At 72.3% G+C, this 13,672-nt stretch carries 10 protein-coding genes; 5 read left to right on the top strand and 5 right to left on the bottom strand.

The window, feature by feature from the left end:
* Nucleotides 1–98: 98 nt before the first annotated feature.
* Entirely contained in the window at nucleotides 99–3,755 is a 3,657-nt protein-coding gene (locus tag FHX52_RS13285; RefSeq protein ID WP_141822753.1) for a DEAD/DEAH box helicase, read from the bottom strand.
* Nucleotides 3,756–3,829: 74 nt separating this feature from the next.
* Here FHX52_RS13285 and FHX52_RS13280 point away from each other — a divergent pair, with 74 nt between their 5' ends.
* From FHX52_RS13280 to FHX52_RS13270, 3 genes are all read left to right on the top strand, one after another.
* On the top strand, nucleotides 3,830–4,333 hold the full coding sequence (locus tag FHX52_RS13280) for an acyl-CoA thioesterase (protein WP_141822751.1): 504 nt from the start codon (nucleotides 3,830–3,832) through the stop codon (nucleotides 4,331–4,333).
* Nucleotides 4,330–4,944 carry a TY-Chap domain-containing protein gene (locus FHX52_RS13275; protein ID WP_141822749.1) on the top strand — a complete coding sequence of 205 codons (615 nt, stop codon included), beginning with the start codon at nucleotides 4,330–4,332 and terminating at the stop codon, nucleotides 4,942–4,944. The genes FHX52_RS13280 and FHX52_RS13275 overlap by 4 nt, the downstream gene beginning before the upstream one ends.
* 107 nt (nucleotides 4,945–5,051) lie before the next feature.
* Nucleotides 5,052–5,540, top strand: coding sequence for a DUF1269 domain-containing protein (locus FHX52_RS13270; protein ID WP_141822747.1), 489 nt, complete (start codon nucleotides 5,052–5,054; stop codon nucleotides 5,538–5,540).
* Nucleotides 5,541–5,582: 42 nt separating this feature from the next.
* Here the strand turns inward: FHX52_RS13270 and FHX52_RS13265 are convergent, their stop codons facing one another.
* The 3 genes from FHX52_RS13265 to FHX52_RS13255 are packed head-to-tail and all read right to left on the bottom strand — an operon-like array spanning nucleotide 5,583 to nucleotide 9,732.
* Entirely contained in the window at nucleotides 5,583–6,392 is an 810-nt protein-coding gene (locus FHX52_RS13265; protein ID WP_141822745.1) for an SDR family NAD(P)-dependent oxidoreductase, read from the bottom strand.
* Between the two features lie 10 nt (nucleotides 6,393–6,402).
* Nucleotides 6,403–7,389, bottom strand: coding sequence for an NADPH:quinone oxidoreductase family protein (locus FHX52_RS13260; RefSeq protein ID WP_141822743.1), 987 nt, complete (start codon nucleotides 7,387–7,389; stop codon nucleotides 6,403–6,405).
* 9 nt (nucleotides 7,390–7,398) lie between these two features.
* The gene (locus FHX52_RS13255; protein ID WP_246069962.1) at nucleotides 7,399–9,732 is read right to left on the bottom strand and encodes an exo-beta-d-1,3/1,6-glucosidase; all 2,334 of its coding nucleotides are present in this window, start codon (nucleotides 9,730–9,732) and stop codon (nucleotides 7,399–7,401) included.
* A 31-nt stretch (nucleotides 9,733–9,763) separates the two neighbouring features.
* On the opposite strand from FHX52_RS13255, the gene FHX52_RS13250 reads away from it, so the two are divergent.
* Nucleotides 9,764–11,080 carry a DUF4921 family protein gene (locus FHX52_RS13250; RefSeq protein WP_141822741.1) on the top strand — a complete coding sequence of 439 codons (1,317 nt, stop codon included), beginning with the start codon at nucleotides 9,764–9,766 and terminating at the stop codon, nucleotides 11,078–11,080.
* A gap of 140 nt (nucleotides 11,081–11,220) precedes the next feature.
* The gene (locus tag FHX52_RS13245; RefSeq protein ID WP_141822739.1) at nucleotides 11,221–12,105 is read left to right on the top strand and encodes a hypothetical protein; all 885 of its coding nucleotides are present in this window, start codon (nucleotides 11,221–11,223) and stop codon (nucleotides 12,103–12,105) included.
* 27 nt (nucleotides 12,106–12,132) lie between these two features.
* Here FHX52_RS13245 and FHX52_RS13240 read toward each other — a convergent pair whose 3' ends face one another.
* Nucleotides 12,133–13,572 (bottom strand): flavin-containing monooxygenase, encoded by a 1,440-nt coding sequence (locus tag FHX52_RS13240; RefSeq protein ID WP_185747274.1) that lies wholly within the window; start codon nucleotides 13,570–13,572, stop codon nucleotides 12,133–12,135.
* Nucleotides 13,573–13,672 lie beyond the last annotated feature (100 nt).

Below are 13,672 nucleotides of genomic sequence, written 5' to 3'. Positions count from 1 at the left end.
CCAGCGGCGTCAGCCATGCGGGCCGGATCTGTGACGCGGCCCTCCCCGTCGTGCGGCGCCCCCTGACGCGAGCGGGTGGGGCCCGCGCAGCGGCCTGCTCAACCGAGCCCGAGCAGGTCCCTCACGTCGTCGCTCGTGATCGCCCCGGAGAGGGAGCCGCCGTCGTCGACGACCCGCTGGAACAGGTCGCGCTTGCGGTCCTGGAGCGCGACGACCTTCTCCTCGATGGTGCCCGCGGAGACGAGCCGGTAGACGGTGACCGGCCGGCTCTGCCCGATGCGGTGCGCCCGGTCGATGGCCTGCGCCTCGGCGGCGGGGTTCCACCACGGGTCGAGGACGAAGACGTAGTCGGCCTCGGTGAGCGTCAGCCCGAAGCCGCCGGCCTTGAGGCTGATGAGGAAGGCCACGGCGTCGCCCTGGCGGAAGTCGTCGACGACCGCCTGCCGATCCGTCGTCGACCCGTCGAGGTATGCCGTGTGGAGCCCCGCGCGCGCCAGCGCCGCCTCGACCCCCCGCAGGAAGCCCGTGAACTGGCTGAAGACGAGCGCACGGTGACCCTCGGCGGCGAGCTCACGCAGCTGGTCGACGAGGAAGTCGACCTTGGCCGGGGTGGCCTTGTCGGCGTGCGCCGGGTCGACGAGGGCCGGGTCGAGGGCGAGCTGGCGCAGCCGGGTGAGGGCGGCGAGGATGGCGACGCGGTTGGACTCGGGGTCCTCGAGCAGGCCGAGCACCCGCTGTCGCTCACGCTGGAGGTGCCGGTCGTAGATGTGCCGGTGCACGGGGTGCGGCTCGAGCGGAAGCACCTGGATCTGCTTGGGTGGCAGGTCGATCGCGACCTGCTCCTTGGTGCGCCGGAGCATGAGCGGCCGGATGCGCCGGCGCAGCAGGTCGAGCAGCTCGGGCCGCTGACCGGACTCGATCGGCTTGCGGTAGCTCTTCGTGAAGACGTCGGGACGCGGGTAGAGACCGGGCGCGGTGAGGGAGAGCAGCGACCAGAGGTCCATGAGGGAGTTCTCGAGCGGGGTGCCGGTTACCGCGATGGTGAAGGGCGCACCCAGCTTGCGCACCGCGACGTGCGTCTTGGCCTGCCGGTTCTTGACGAACTGGGCCTCGTCGAGGACGACCCCCGACCACCGCACGGCGTGGAAGGCCTCGTCGTCGAGGCGCAGGACGGCATACGAGGTGATGACGACCTCGGCGCCCGCGATCTCGACGGCGAGCGGCACACCGCGCTTGCGCTCGGTCGCCGTGACGGCGACGACCGGCAGGTGCGGGGCGAACGTGGCGAGCTCGCCCAGCCACGTGCCGACGACGGTGGTCGGCGCGATGACGAGGACCGGCCCGGCGTCACCACCGACCTCGCCGCGGTCGTGGGCGCGGGCGATGGTGGCGATGACCTGCATCGTCTTGCCGAGGCCCATGTCGTCGGCGAGGATGCCGCCGATGCGGGCGTCCCACAGCCGTGCGAGCCACCGGAATCCGTCGAGCTGGTACGGACGGAGCGTGGCTCGCAGGTCTGCCGGCACCTCGGCGAGTGGCCCGTCGTCGAGCGACCCGAGCGCCTCGACGTTGGCGGCCCAGCGGGCGCTCTGCTCGTCGACGACGCCGAGGGCGACGAGCTCGTCCCAGAGGTCGGCGTGGTGTGCCGACAGGCGCAGCCCTCCGGACTCGGGGTCGGCGAGCTCGCGCGCCTCGTCGATGAGGTCGCGCAGGCGGTGCAGCTCGGGGCGGTCGAGCCGGAACCACGAGCCGGAGTCGAGGAACATGACCTCCTGACCGCGAGCGAGGGCGCCGAAGAGGGGCTCGAAGGGCACCTCCTCCCCCTCGACCTCGATGGTGACGTGCAGGTCGAACCAGTCACCCGTGTCGGACGAAGTGGCAGTGCCGGACGACGTGCGAGAGCCCGCGCCGGACGTGCCCGGCTCAGGCGCCGAGGGGTCCGACCCCGAGCCACCGAGGTCGCGGGCCACCCGGTCGAGGGCGCCGAGGTGGACGATGGGGGCGGAGGTCACCTCCTCGTAGTCGGGCAGCTCGCCGTCGACCTCGACGGTGACGTGCGGGTCGGCTTCGAGGACCGGCAGCACGTCGGAGACGAAGGTGGCCGCAGCGAGCCCACGCAGGACGACCTGCGGTGCGAGTGCGTAGGGCCCGTCGCGGTCACCGCGAGTCGCCCCGGGCAGCTCGTCGAGCGACGAGGCGGCGCGCAGCGCCTCGAGCTCGGCGTCGCGGTCCCGTCCGCCGGAGGCCCCGCCGAAGCGTTGGGTCGTGAAGGGTCGCGGTGTGCCGTCGTAGGCGTAGCCGAGGTCGAGCCGCACTTCGCCCGGCATGTCGCTGCCGACCCTGACGTGCACGGTGACCGCGGGCGGCTGCCAGCCCGACGCCGCCGGCCCCCCGGAACCGGCGCCACCGGTGTCGTCGTCGCCCTCCCACAACCCGAGTGGCTCGCCCACTCCGTGCGCCGGACCGGCGTTGGGCTCGGGAGCAGGCAACGGCACCTGGGAGCGCACCCGCACCCGCTGGCGCAGCCCCGGCACGGCCCCGCCGAGGAAGCGCGCCCGCTCGGCCGCCGGGACGCGCATGCCGACGAGGGCCTGGACGAGCGCCTCGGACCCGAGCTCGAGGTCCTGGTCGAGCGGCACGAGGGTGAGGCTGCCGTCGTCGCCGGCCACCGCGATGCCGTGCACCGGGTCGCCGAGGTGCAGCACCTCGCCCTGCACGTCGGGAAGGCCCTCGGTGACCACCCGCAGCACGAGGTCACCAGACCCGTCGTCGGCACGCAGCACCGCGAGAGTCAGGGTCGCGGGCTCCCTCGCGACGTGAACCGGCCCGACGACACCCTCACCGGGCATGATCTCAACCCCGGCGTCGAGCGCCTCGATCAGCAGCGGCCAGATGTCCGGGCTCGCGTCGAGGGAGATGGGCGGCACGGGGGTGAAGTAGGTCGTGCTGCCCGACCCGTGACGCGTCGCGTCGTGGATGCGGGACAGGATGCGCTCGTGCTCGGGCAGCAGACGGATGCCGGCTCGCCACTGGGGCAGCGCGTCGTGCCACGAGAGCGTGCGGTGCCAGGCGCCGGCGCGGGTCCAGCGCGTCGGGCGCAGGCCGTAGCCGGGCACCGGCAGGCCCGCGAGCCCGCCCGACCGGCCCGTCGCGCGCGCGGCGCCAGAGCCGCGGCCTCCGCGCGGCTCGCGGTAGATCGTGTCGACGAAGAGGCCGGCCGGCATGAGGTCGCCCCTCGGCTCCGGTCGCGCCCGCCCCTCGGGCGAGGTGGGCGCAGGGCGCGGCTTGACGTGGCCGAGCACGTCGGTCCAGTGCACCTCACCGAGGCGAGGGCCCTGGTCGGTCAACGGGAGGGCCGGCGAGCCCGCCGCACCCCCGGCTCCGAGAGCGTCGTCGTCACCCGGAGCGCTCGGTCGCCGCGGCTCGATGCCGTTCGCGATGTCGCGGGCGACGAGCAGCAGGGCGACCGTGTGCTTGCAGTCGGTGCCGACGGGGCAGCTGCAGCGGCCGCTCCACAGGTGCGAGCGCCCCTTCGGGTGCGGCCGCGCCTCGATGATCGTCTGGTAGGTCTCGGACCCGCTGCCCTCGATCGTGCCGAGGAGCATGAGCCCGTCGGGACGGGACGCGATCGAGCGCACCCTGGCCTCGGCGGCATACCCCACTCCCCGGTCGAAGGTGCGGGTGCCGACCTGCTGGGCGATCTCGGGGTCGGTGAGGGCTGCCACCCAGCTCGCTCGCCCCACGCTCCACGCCATGACCCGACTCTAGGTGTCGAAGGTGACACCGCCAGCGCCCATCCACAGCCTCGATCGTGCGGCACCATGGGGTCATGTCCGACGTGGCGACGACCCGGTCGGGGGCTGCGGCCGCCCGCGCCCTCACCCTCGACGACTTCCCGGTGCGGCGACCGGTGACGACCCGATGGTCCGACAACGACATGTACGGCCACCTCAACAACGCCGTCTACTACGAGCTCTTCGACTCGGCCATCAACGGCTGGCAGGCCGAGCACGTGACGATCGACCCGATGACCGATGCGACGCAGGGCGTCGTGGCGGAGTCCGGGTGCTCGTTCTTCGCCGAGGTCGGTTTCCCCTCCAGCCTCGTCGTGGGCCTTCGCGTCACCCGCCTCGGGCACACCAGCGTCACCTACGAGCTGGGCCTCTTCGTCGACCCCGCCGGGGCCTCGCCCGACGATGCCGGCATCAAGGCGCTGGGTCACTGGGTGCACGTCGAGATCGACGCGGCGACCCGGCGGCCGACCCCGATCCCCGACCACCTGCGCACGCTCATGGAGTCAGCGCTCGTGCGACCTGCGACGGACGCGTCATGAGCGCGGCGGGCGCGGCGGAGACGTGGGACCAGTGGACCGCGCGCATCGCTGATGAGCTCACCGACCTCACGGAGGGCGAGTGGCTGACGATCACCGCCGCTCCCGACGGCTCAGCCGGCCGATCCCCCGGCGCCGCTGAGTCCCAGGGGAGTCCGCGCCCGTATGCCGCGGGCGCACCTGTGCGCGAACGCCGCTGGCCGCTTCGGCGGTCTGGTTCCACAGCACCTGGCGCCGAGCCCAGGCCCGTGGCCGACGTGTTCCTCCAGGCGCGTCTCGTCGAGGGTGTGCTCGCCCTGGAGTGCATCAGCGACACGGAGTTCGAGGGGCTCAGCGACCTCAGCACCGAGCAGGAGCAGGCCCTCGTCGCGCTGGGCTGGGAGCAGCAGGGCCGCGAGCCCGCCTTCGAGCGCACCTACGCCCTTGAGGGGGCCGAGCCGGCCGTCGAGGAGCCGGCCGACGAGACCACGGCGGAGGCCACCACCGACGCAGCCAACCAGGCCGCAACTGAGGCGGCGAGCCTGCTCCGCCGGAGTCTCGACCAGGTGCTCGGCGCCCTCTCCCCTGCTGACATCGTCCTCCGCAGGTCGACGACGGCCCCACCGGCCGGCTGACCTTCGCGGACGTCATGCCGACGCGACCCCTCGGCGGTATGGTCGGAACTGTCGAGAGCCCGGAGATGGCCGGACGGTCCCGCGGGCCGCACCCCGAAGGAGCAGGCATGGCCGCGTTCACCGTGTGGAAGTTCGAGACCCCCGAGGGCGCCGACGGCGCCGAGTCCATCCTCAAGCAGTGCGAGGGCGAGGGGCTCATCACGATCCTCGACCACGCGATCGTCTCCTGGCCCGAGGGCGAGGCGCACCCCAGCAACAAGCACGGTCACGACGAGGCCTGGCGTGGCACGGGCTGGGGCGCTCTCTGGGGCGTCCTCGTGGGCGCGCTCTTCTTCGTCCCCGTCATCGGCGGTGTGGCGGGCGCGGCCCTCGGCGCGATCAGCAAGGTGACCGAGGACGCCGGCATCACCAAGGACCAGCTGGAGAAGATCCGGACCGAGGTCACCCCGGGCACGTCGGCCCTCTTCATCGTGACCGAGTCCGGCGACCTCGACCGCGTCGGCGAACGCTTCCACGGCATGCACTCCAAGCTCATCGACACCAACCTCACGGGCGCCGAGCGCCAGGTCATGCTGGAGACCTTCGGCGGGCACTGACGCCTCCGCCCGGCCGCACCAACCGACAGAGCGCGCCGGCGCTCAGGCGCCGAGCCGCTTGGCTGCGGCGCGCTTCATCACGGCCGTGTAGGCCGGCCGGACGAACCGCTTCGCCCGCCAAGCGACGTGGCCCTCGCGATCGGTGAGGATGACGTCGCGACGGGCGTCGATGCCCCGCACCACGGTCTGTGCGACCTGCTCGGCGCTGCGCCTCGACCCGCTGACCATCCGCCTGCCTGCGTCCTCCATCTCGGTGTCGGCGCCCTGGAAGGAGTCGCCGAGGTTGGTGCGGAAGAAGGACGGGCAGACGACCGAGACGTCGATGCCGTGCGGGGCGAGCTCGTGCGACAGGGTCTCGCTCAGCGCCACGACCCCCGCCTTGACGGTGTTGTAGGCCGACATCCCCGGTGCGTGCACGAGCCCGGCGAGGGAGGCGGTGTTGACGATGTGCCCGCTCCTCTGCTCCTTGAAGAGCGGCGTGAAGGTGCGGCACCCGCGCACGACCCCGAGCAGGTTGATGTCGACGATCCAGCGCCACTCGTCCATCGTCGCGACGTCGATGCGCCCACCCGCGGCGACGCCCGCGTTGTTGACGAGCAGGTCGAGCCCGCCCCATGTCTCGCGCACGTGGGCGAGCGCCGCGCCCCACGCGTCGTCGCTGCGCACGTCGAGGGGCAGGTATGCCGCCGCCGACGGGAGCACGTCAGGCCGCTCGGCCTGCAGGTCGGTCGCGAGCACCTGGTCGCCCCTCGCGACGAAGGCGCGCACGAGAGCCAGCCCGAGGCCGGAGGCGGCGCCGGTGACGAGCACCCGGCGGGGGGAGGTGGGGGCGCGGTGCGAGCTGGACGGCATACGGCCCAACCTAGGCCCCCTGGATCGTTCGGACGGTCAGCGTGACCTTGCCCCGGGCCCGTCGCTCGTCGATCTCGGTCAGCGCACCGACCACGTCGTCGAGCGGGTGCCGTGATCCGATCGGCGGGTCGAGCAGGCCCTGCTCGAGGAGCGGCACGATCGCCTCCCACTGCTCACGAAGGAACTCGGGGCGGTGCTGCCAGAAGGCGCCCCAGCCGACGCCGACGACGCTCGTGTTGCCGAGGAGCAGCCGGTTGACCTTGACCTCGGGGATCTGACCGGCGGTGAAGCCGATGACGAGCAGCCGCCCCTCGGGCGCGAGGCAGCGCAGGCTGTCGGTGAACCGGTCTCCACCGACCGGGTCGACGACGACGTCGACGCCACGCCCACCGGTGAGCTCCTTTGCGGCAGCGAGGAACCCATCGGCCATGACGACGTGGTGCGCACCCGCCGCCCGGGCCGTCTCGATCTTGTCGGCCGACGAGACGACTGCGATGACGCGCGCGTCCATCGCCCGGGCGACCTGGATCGCCGCCGTGCCGATGCCGCCCGCGGCGCCGTGCACGAGCACGTCCTCGCCGCGCTCGAGCCGTGCCCGGCGGTCGAGGGCGAACTGCACGGTGAGGTAGTTCATCGGCAGGGCGGCACCGGCCTCGAACGACACGGCGTCGGGCAGCGGGAACACCATCGCCTCAGGCACGCTCACCGTCTCGGCGAAGGCGCCGAGCACGGGGAAGGCGGCCACCCGGTCGCCCGGACGGAAGATGCTGTGCGGCGCGGCCTCCCGCACGACCCCCGCGCACTCGGAGCCCGGCACGAAGGGCAGCTCCGGCCGCATCTGGTAGAGGCCCTTCGACATGAGGACGTCCGGGAAGTTGACTCCCGCCTCGTACACGTCGACCAGCACGTGACCCGGGGTCAGGGTCGGCTCCGCGACGTCGGCGTCGACGATGACGTGGCCTGGTCCGTCGAGGGTGGTGACTCGGGCTGCGCGCATGGTGCTCCTTCAGACGGTGACGGTCGGGCGGGTGGTGCTCGGGGCGTGCACGGCGAACCGGGCTCGCTGCAGGTCGACGTCGCGCGAGCTGGAGCCCACGAGCAGCTCGAACTCGCCCGGCTCGACGACCCGCCGACCCGCGGCGTCGACGATGCTGCACGCGTGCACGGGCACCTCGACCCTCGCCGTGACGGACTCGCCCGCGGGCACCTCGACACGCTGGAATGCCTTGAGCTCCTTGGCTGCCCACGTCACGCTCGTGACCACGTCGGTCACATAGACCTGCACGAGCTCGTATGCCGTCCGGTCGCCCGTGTTGGTCAGCGTGACCTCCGCGGTGACGACGTCGTCAGGTGCGACGTCGCTGCTGTCGATCGTCAGGCCGGACCACTCGACGGTCGTGTAGGTGAGGCCCTCGCCGAAGACGAACTGCGGGTCCTGCGTGAGGTCGGCGTAGCGCTGGCCGTGCTGGCCGCGCACCTGGTTGTAGTAGGTCGGCTGCTGGCCGACGTGGCGCGGCACCGAGACAGGGAGCCGGCCGAAGGGCTCGATCTCGCCAAGGACGAGCTCGGCGACGGCCCGGCCCCCACGCATACCGGGGCTGAAGGCCTCGATGACCGCGGCAGCACGCGGAGCGCTCGGCGGCAGGACACACGGCTTGGAGTGCAGGAGCACGACGACGACGGGCGTGCCGGTCTCTACGAGGGCATCGAGGAGCGCGACCTGGCCGCCCTGCAGGTCGAGGGTCGCGGTCGAGCAGCCTTCTCCCGTCAGGGCGATCGTGTCGCCGAGCACGACGACGGCCAGGTCTGCCGCCGAGGCGACCGCGACGGCGTCGGCGAGCTGCTCGGGGTCGACGGCGGCCGGCTGCGACACGGGCGGACGAGGCTGCCCGTCGGGGTAGAGCGGACCCTCGGGGTCCGGAACGAGCCGCTCGATCTCGGCGCCGCGGGAGTGGGTGACGGTCCATCCCGAGGGCACGACAGCGCGGAAGCCGTCGAGGACCGTCTCGACCGTCTCGCGCGGGTGACCGTCGGGCATCCAGTCGACCTGGCCCGACGCACCTGCCCAGTCACCGAGGTTGGCCTGAGGGTCGTCGGCGTTCGGGCCGATGACAGCGATGGTCGGCGACGAGTCCGCTTGCACGTCAACGCTGTCCGCGCGGCTTCCGGATGAGACCTTGGGGAGGAAGGGCAGCGTGCCGTCGTTCGTCAGCAGCACGAGCGAGCGGCGCGCCACCTCGAGGTTGAGGTCGGCGTGCTCGCGGCAGCCGATCACCGCGGCCTGCCGGGCGGGGTCCGGCGGGCGGGCGTCCTCGAAGAGGCCGAGCTCGAACTTGAGGCGCAGCACCCGACGGGCAGCAGCGTCGATGGCCGCCTCGTCGAGCAGCCCGCGGGCGACGGCCTCCTGGGCTGCCTCGAAGAAGGTCGGCGTCGTCATGACGAGGTCGTTGCCGGCGCGCACCGCGACGGTGGCCGCCTCGACGTCGTCGGCACAGATCTTCTGCTCCCACACCATGCGGCCGACGTTGTCCCAGTCGGTCACGAGCGTGCCGGTGAAGCCCCACTCGCCCTTGAGCACCTCGTCGAGGAGCCACTGGTTCGCCGTGACGGGCACGCCGTCGATCGACTGGTAGCCGAGCATGAACGTGCGACAGCCCTCGCGGACGGCCCGCTCGAAGGGCGGCAGGAACCACGACGTCAGCTTGCGCCGGCTGAGGTCGGCCTCGCTGGCGTCGCGACCTCCCTGCGTCTCGGAGTAGCCGGCGAAGTGCTTGGCGCAGGCGAGGATCGCCGTCGGGTCGGTGAGCCCGTCGCCCTGGTAGCCGCGGACCATGGCGGCACCGAGCTCACCAATGAGGTGCGGGTCCTCGCCGAACGTCTCGCCGACCCGGCCCCAGCGCAGGTCGCGGGTGATGCACAGCACGGGCGAGAAGGTCCAGTGGATGCCGGTCGCCGAGACCTCGAGGGCGGTGACGCGGGCGGCGCGCTCGATGAGGTCGGCATCCCACGTGCAGGCCATGCCGAGCTGGGTCGGGAAGATCGTGGCGCCCGGCCAGAAGGAGTGGCCGTGGATGCAGTCGTCGGCGGTGAGCAGCGGAATGCCGAGGCGGGTCTGCGCGGCCTGCTCGACGGCCGCGACGAGGGTCTCGGGCGACGCGTGCAGGATCGAGCCGGCGAGCTTGGTGTGGATGATCTCGTCGAGGTCACCCCGCGCGTCGAGCTGAAGCATCTGGCCGACCTTCTCCGGCAGGGTCATGCGCCCCAGCAGGTCGTCGAGCCGCTGCTCCACGGGCAGTGTCGGGTTGCGGTAGGGCAGGCCCCTCGGGTCGTCGTCGTCCACGTGTCGACGCTAGCCCACCTAGTCTGAGGCCGTGACCGAGCCCACCGGATCGAAGCCCGGCGACCCTCATGCCGATCGCCGCCCCGTCCAGCCACTGACCCGGCTGCCCGACGGCACGGTCAAGCAGGTCAACCCCGTGACGGGCACGAAGGTGTGGACGCTGCCCGGCCGCGCGGCACGCCCCCTCACGGTGTCGCGGCCCGACCCGGCTCCCCTCGACCCGACGATGCACGACCGCTACTGCGCCTTCTGCCCCGGCCGGCTCCTCGAGACGACACCGGAGATCGCCCGCCTCGTGAGGGACGCCGACGGCTGGCGCGAGATCCGCGGGCTCACGGCGGAGCAGCTCGGCGACACGGTCGCGCAGTTCCGGCTCTTCCCCAACCTCTTCGAGATTCTCACCTACGACTACTGGCACCTCGCCCACGGCTTCGAGCCCACGCCGGAGTCGCAGGCCCACCGGACGGCATACCTCTCGACGCCCGGAGGGCGCGCTCACCTCACGGCTCTGGCGCGCGTCAGGATGCGTGCTCGGGAGACTCCTGGCGCCGACGCGGAGCCGCTCGACGAGCGCGACCTGGAGCGCGAGTCGGTGGGGCTCTTCGCCGGCAACCACCAGGTCGTCGTCGCACGACGGCACTTCGTCGACGGCGCCCTCGACGACTGGCAGAACGCCGGATCCGGCACGCTCACTCCTGAGGAGCACTGGCAGTACACGCGATTCACGATCCAGGCGGTCCACGACCTCTATCGCGGCAACCCTCACGCCCGCTACGTCTCGGCGTTCCAGAACTGGCTGCGCCCCGCAGGCGCATCCTTCGACCACCTCCACAAGCAGCTCGTCGCCATCGACGAGCCCGGCGTCGACCTCGAGCGTGAGTCCGACCGGGTCAGGGCCGAGCCCGACCTCTTCGCCCGATGGGGTCGGCAGTTCGCCGACGAGGAGGGCCTCGTCGTGGCGCGCACCCCCACGGCGGTGGCCTTTGCCGGCGTGGGCCATCAGTACCCCTCGCTCGTCGTGCACACGACGAACACCGAGTGCCGCCCGTGGGAGCTGTCCGACGAGGAGGTGCGCGACTTCTCCGACCTCGTGCACGCGTGCCACGCCGCGGTCGGGGTGGACGTGCCGACCAACGAGGAGTGGCACCACGGCCCGCCCCTGCTCGACCTCCCCATCCCGCTCCGCGCGGTGGTCAAGCTGCGGGTCTCGACTCCAGCCGGCTTCGAGGGCGGCACAAAGATCTACGTCAACACCATCGACCCGTGGGCGGTCCACGACCGCACCGTCACCCGCCTGCGCGACCTCGCCGACCGCGGGCTCGTGTCCGAACGGATCACCGTCGGCTGACCCGGCCGACCACGGACCGCGGACCACGGACCGCCGCCCGCCGCCGCCCGCCGCCGACCGCCGCCGCCCGCCGCCCGCCCCGCCGACACCGCGACCCTTTTCGGCTGTCGTCAGCCCGGCCACTGCCCTAGAGTCCGCGTGTGTCACGTCGCCGGGGGATGCTCGCCTGTTCTGTCCTGCTCGCGGGGCTGCTGTCCGGCTGCGCCGGCGCAGCCCCCGACGAGGCGGGGGCCACGGGCTCGGGTCGCACGCCGTCGGGGTCCACCGCGACCACCACCGCGACCGCCGCGCCCAGTGCGACGGCCGGGTCATCGGCCACCTCGGGCGCGAGCAGCGACCCCGTCGCGGCCTTCGCCCTCGCCAAGGCCGGCTTCTCCTCCGCCCGCACTTCGAGGTATGTCGTCACGACGACCTACGAGTATGCCGGCGGCGAGGTGCTGAAGATGCATCGGACCTTCACGGTCGACGCGCCGCACGGCCTGCTGTCGGCGGACGTGGCGTTCCAGGAGGACTCGAAGAAGGGCCGCGACTACGTCAGTCTCAGCTTCGTGTTGGCGGGCGGTCGGTCCTACGTGCGGAGTCAGGGGGCGACGAAGTGGACGCGCGCGTCGACGCGCGACCTCGCGACCTTCGCCGTCCCAACACCGCAGAAGACCGTGTCGGCGATGCCCGCGGCCCTCGGGTCCTTCGTCCCCAGCACCGACATCGGCAAGGGCGAGATCTCGGGGGAGGTCGATGCCCGCGACTACTTCGAGCTCTCCGGCCTCACGGCGATCATGGACGACCCGAAGGCCCTGCGCGACCTGCGCGGCACCGTCGACGCACACGTGCAGCTGCAGGACGGCGCGGTGAAGTCGATCCGCTTCCTCGGGCAGGACCACTCCTTCTACCTCGAGAGCGACCGGGACGTGCCGGAGGAGATCGAGACGCTCACGACCTACGCCGAGGTCGAGGTGCGCGTCACGGCGATCGACCACGCGGTGCGCATCGACGACCCGCGCCGCACGTCCTCCGGCACCACCTGACCCGAGCCCGCTTCACGGGCGAATTCGTCAGCGGGAGAAGGACATCGCCTCGGTGATGTCTCCGCGCAGCATGTCGCGCCGGTCGAGCAGGTAGTTCTGGCGCATCAGCCAGGGCGCGGCATCGCCCTGCTGCGGCAGCTCGTCGCCCGCGCGGCGCACGTAGCCCGAGTCGAGGGGCAGCAACGGTCGCCCGGCGATCCCCTCCGGCGCGCGAGGCACCGCGATGCGCCACCCGTGGTGCTCCATGTGGGTGAGCAGACGGCAGAGGTGGCGGCTGGCGAGGTCGGAGCGCAGCGTCCACGAGGCGTTGACGTAGCCGACGCTGATGGCGAGGTTCGGCACGTCGACGAACATCGTGCCGCGATAGACGGTGAGGTCGCGGGTCGCCCGTCGCTGCCCGTCGACGACGATGTCGATGCCGCCGGCCACCTTGATGCGCAGCCCCGTTGCCGTGACGACGACGTCGGCGTCGAGCTCGCGACCCGACGACAGCCGTATGCCGTGTGGCGTGAAGGTCTCGATCGTGTCGGTCACGACGTGGGCCCGCTCCGACCGCAGCGCCACGAAGAGGTCTTCGTCGGGGACGAGGCAGAGGCGCTGGTCCCAGGGATCGTAGGTCGGGGTGAAGTGGTCGGCGACCATCGTCGCCGAGCCGAGTGACCGGGTCGCACGCCGGGTCAGCAGCGCGCGGGCGGCCGTGGGCCGGCGACGCGTCAGCTCGTAGAAGGCCATCGTCGTGAGGACGTTCTTGTAGCGCACCACGGTGCCTCCGGGGCCGACGGGGAGCGCGCGCTGCACGATGTCGCGCACGCGGTCGCGTCGGGGCAGGGAGGTGACCCACGTCGGCGTGCGCTGGAGCATCGTCACGTCGGCGCCGCGGTCGGCGAGCGCCGGCACGAGGGTGACGGCCGTGGCGCCCGAGCCGATGACGACGACCTTCTGCTTTGCGACGTCGAGGTCGTCGGGCCAGAACTGTGGGTGCACGACCCGCCCCTCGAAGGAGTCGCGGCCGGGGAACTCCGGCTCGTGACCGTGCTCGTAGTCGTAGTAGCCGCTGCAGAGGTAGAGGAACGAGCAGGTGAGCTCCAGACGCTCCTCACCATGCTCGACGGTCACCGTCCAGCGGGCGTCAGGGGTCGACCACGCGGCACCGACAACCTTGTGCCCGAGGCGGATCCGCTGGTCGATGCCGTACTTGCGCGCCGTCTCGCCCAGGTAGTCGAGGATCTTGCCACCGTCAGCGATGGCGTCGGGGTCGCTCCAGGGCTCGAAGGGGAAGCCGAGCGTCATCATGTCGGAGTCGGAACGCACCCCGGGGTAGCGGAAGAGGTCCCAGGTGCCCCCGAGCGAGTCGCGTGACTCGAGGATCGCGTAGCTGCGGTTCGGCGTCATCGTCTGGAGCCGGTAGCCGGCCCCGATGCCGGAGAGTCCCGCGCCGACGACGAGGACGTCGAGGTGTTCGGTCACGACGACATTGTCACCCACCTCCCTGATGCCCCCGACCGGCCGCCGCACCGCCGGAGACGGCGGCGAGCGCTCACTGTGACCCTCGACGCGCCATCGGCTA

It is taken from the genome of Humibacillus xanthopallidus (assembly GCF_006717145.1).
Classification (GTDB): domain Bacteria; phylum Actinomycetota; class Actinomycetes; order Actinomycetales; family Dermatophilaceae; genus Humibacillus; species Humibacillus xanthopallidus.
This window is presented reverse-complemented; position numbering and strand designations above follow the sequence as displayed.

Bases quoted from the DNA above. Each gene is read 5' to 3' on its own strand.
- FHX52_RS13265 (WP_141822745.1), bottom strand. From the start codon at position 6,392: ATGCCGTCCAGCTCGCACCGCGCCCCCACCTCCCCCCGCCGGGTGCTC.
- FHX52_RS13275 (WP_141822749.1), top strand. From the start codon at position 4,330: ATGAGCGCGGCGGGCGCGGCGGAGACGTGGGACCAGTGGACCGCGCGC.
- FHX52_RS13260 (WP_141822743.1), bottom strand. From the start codon at position 7,389: ATGCGCGCAGCCCGAGTCACCACCCTCGACGGACCAGGCCACGTCATC.
- FHX52_RS13270 (WP_141822747.1), top strand. From the start codon at position 5,052: ATGGCCGCGTTCACCGTGTGGAAGTTCGAGACCCCCGAGGGCGCCGAC.
- FHX52_RS13280 (WP_141822751.1), top strand. From the start codon at position 3,830: ATGTCCGACGTGGCGACGACCCGGTCGGGGGCTGCGGCCGCCCGCGCC.
- FHX52_RS13285 (WP_141822753.1), bottom strand. From the start codon at position 3,755: ATGGCGTGGAGCGTGGGGCGAGCGAGCTGGGTGGCAGCCCTCACCGAC.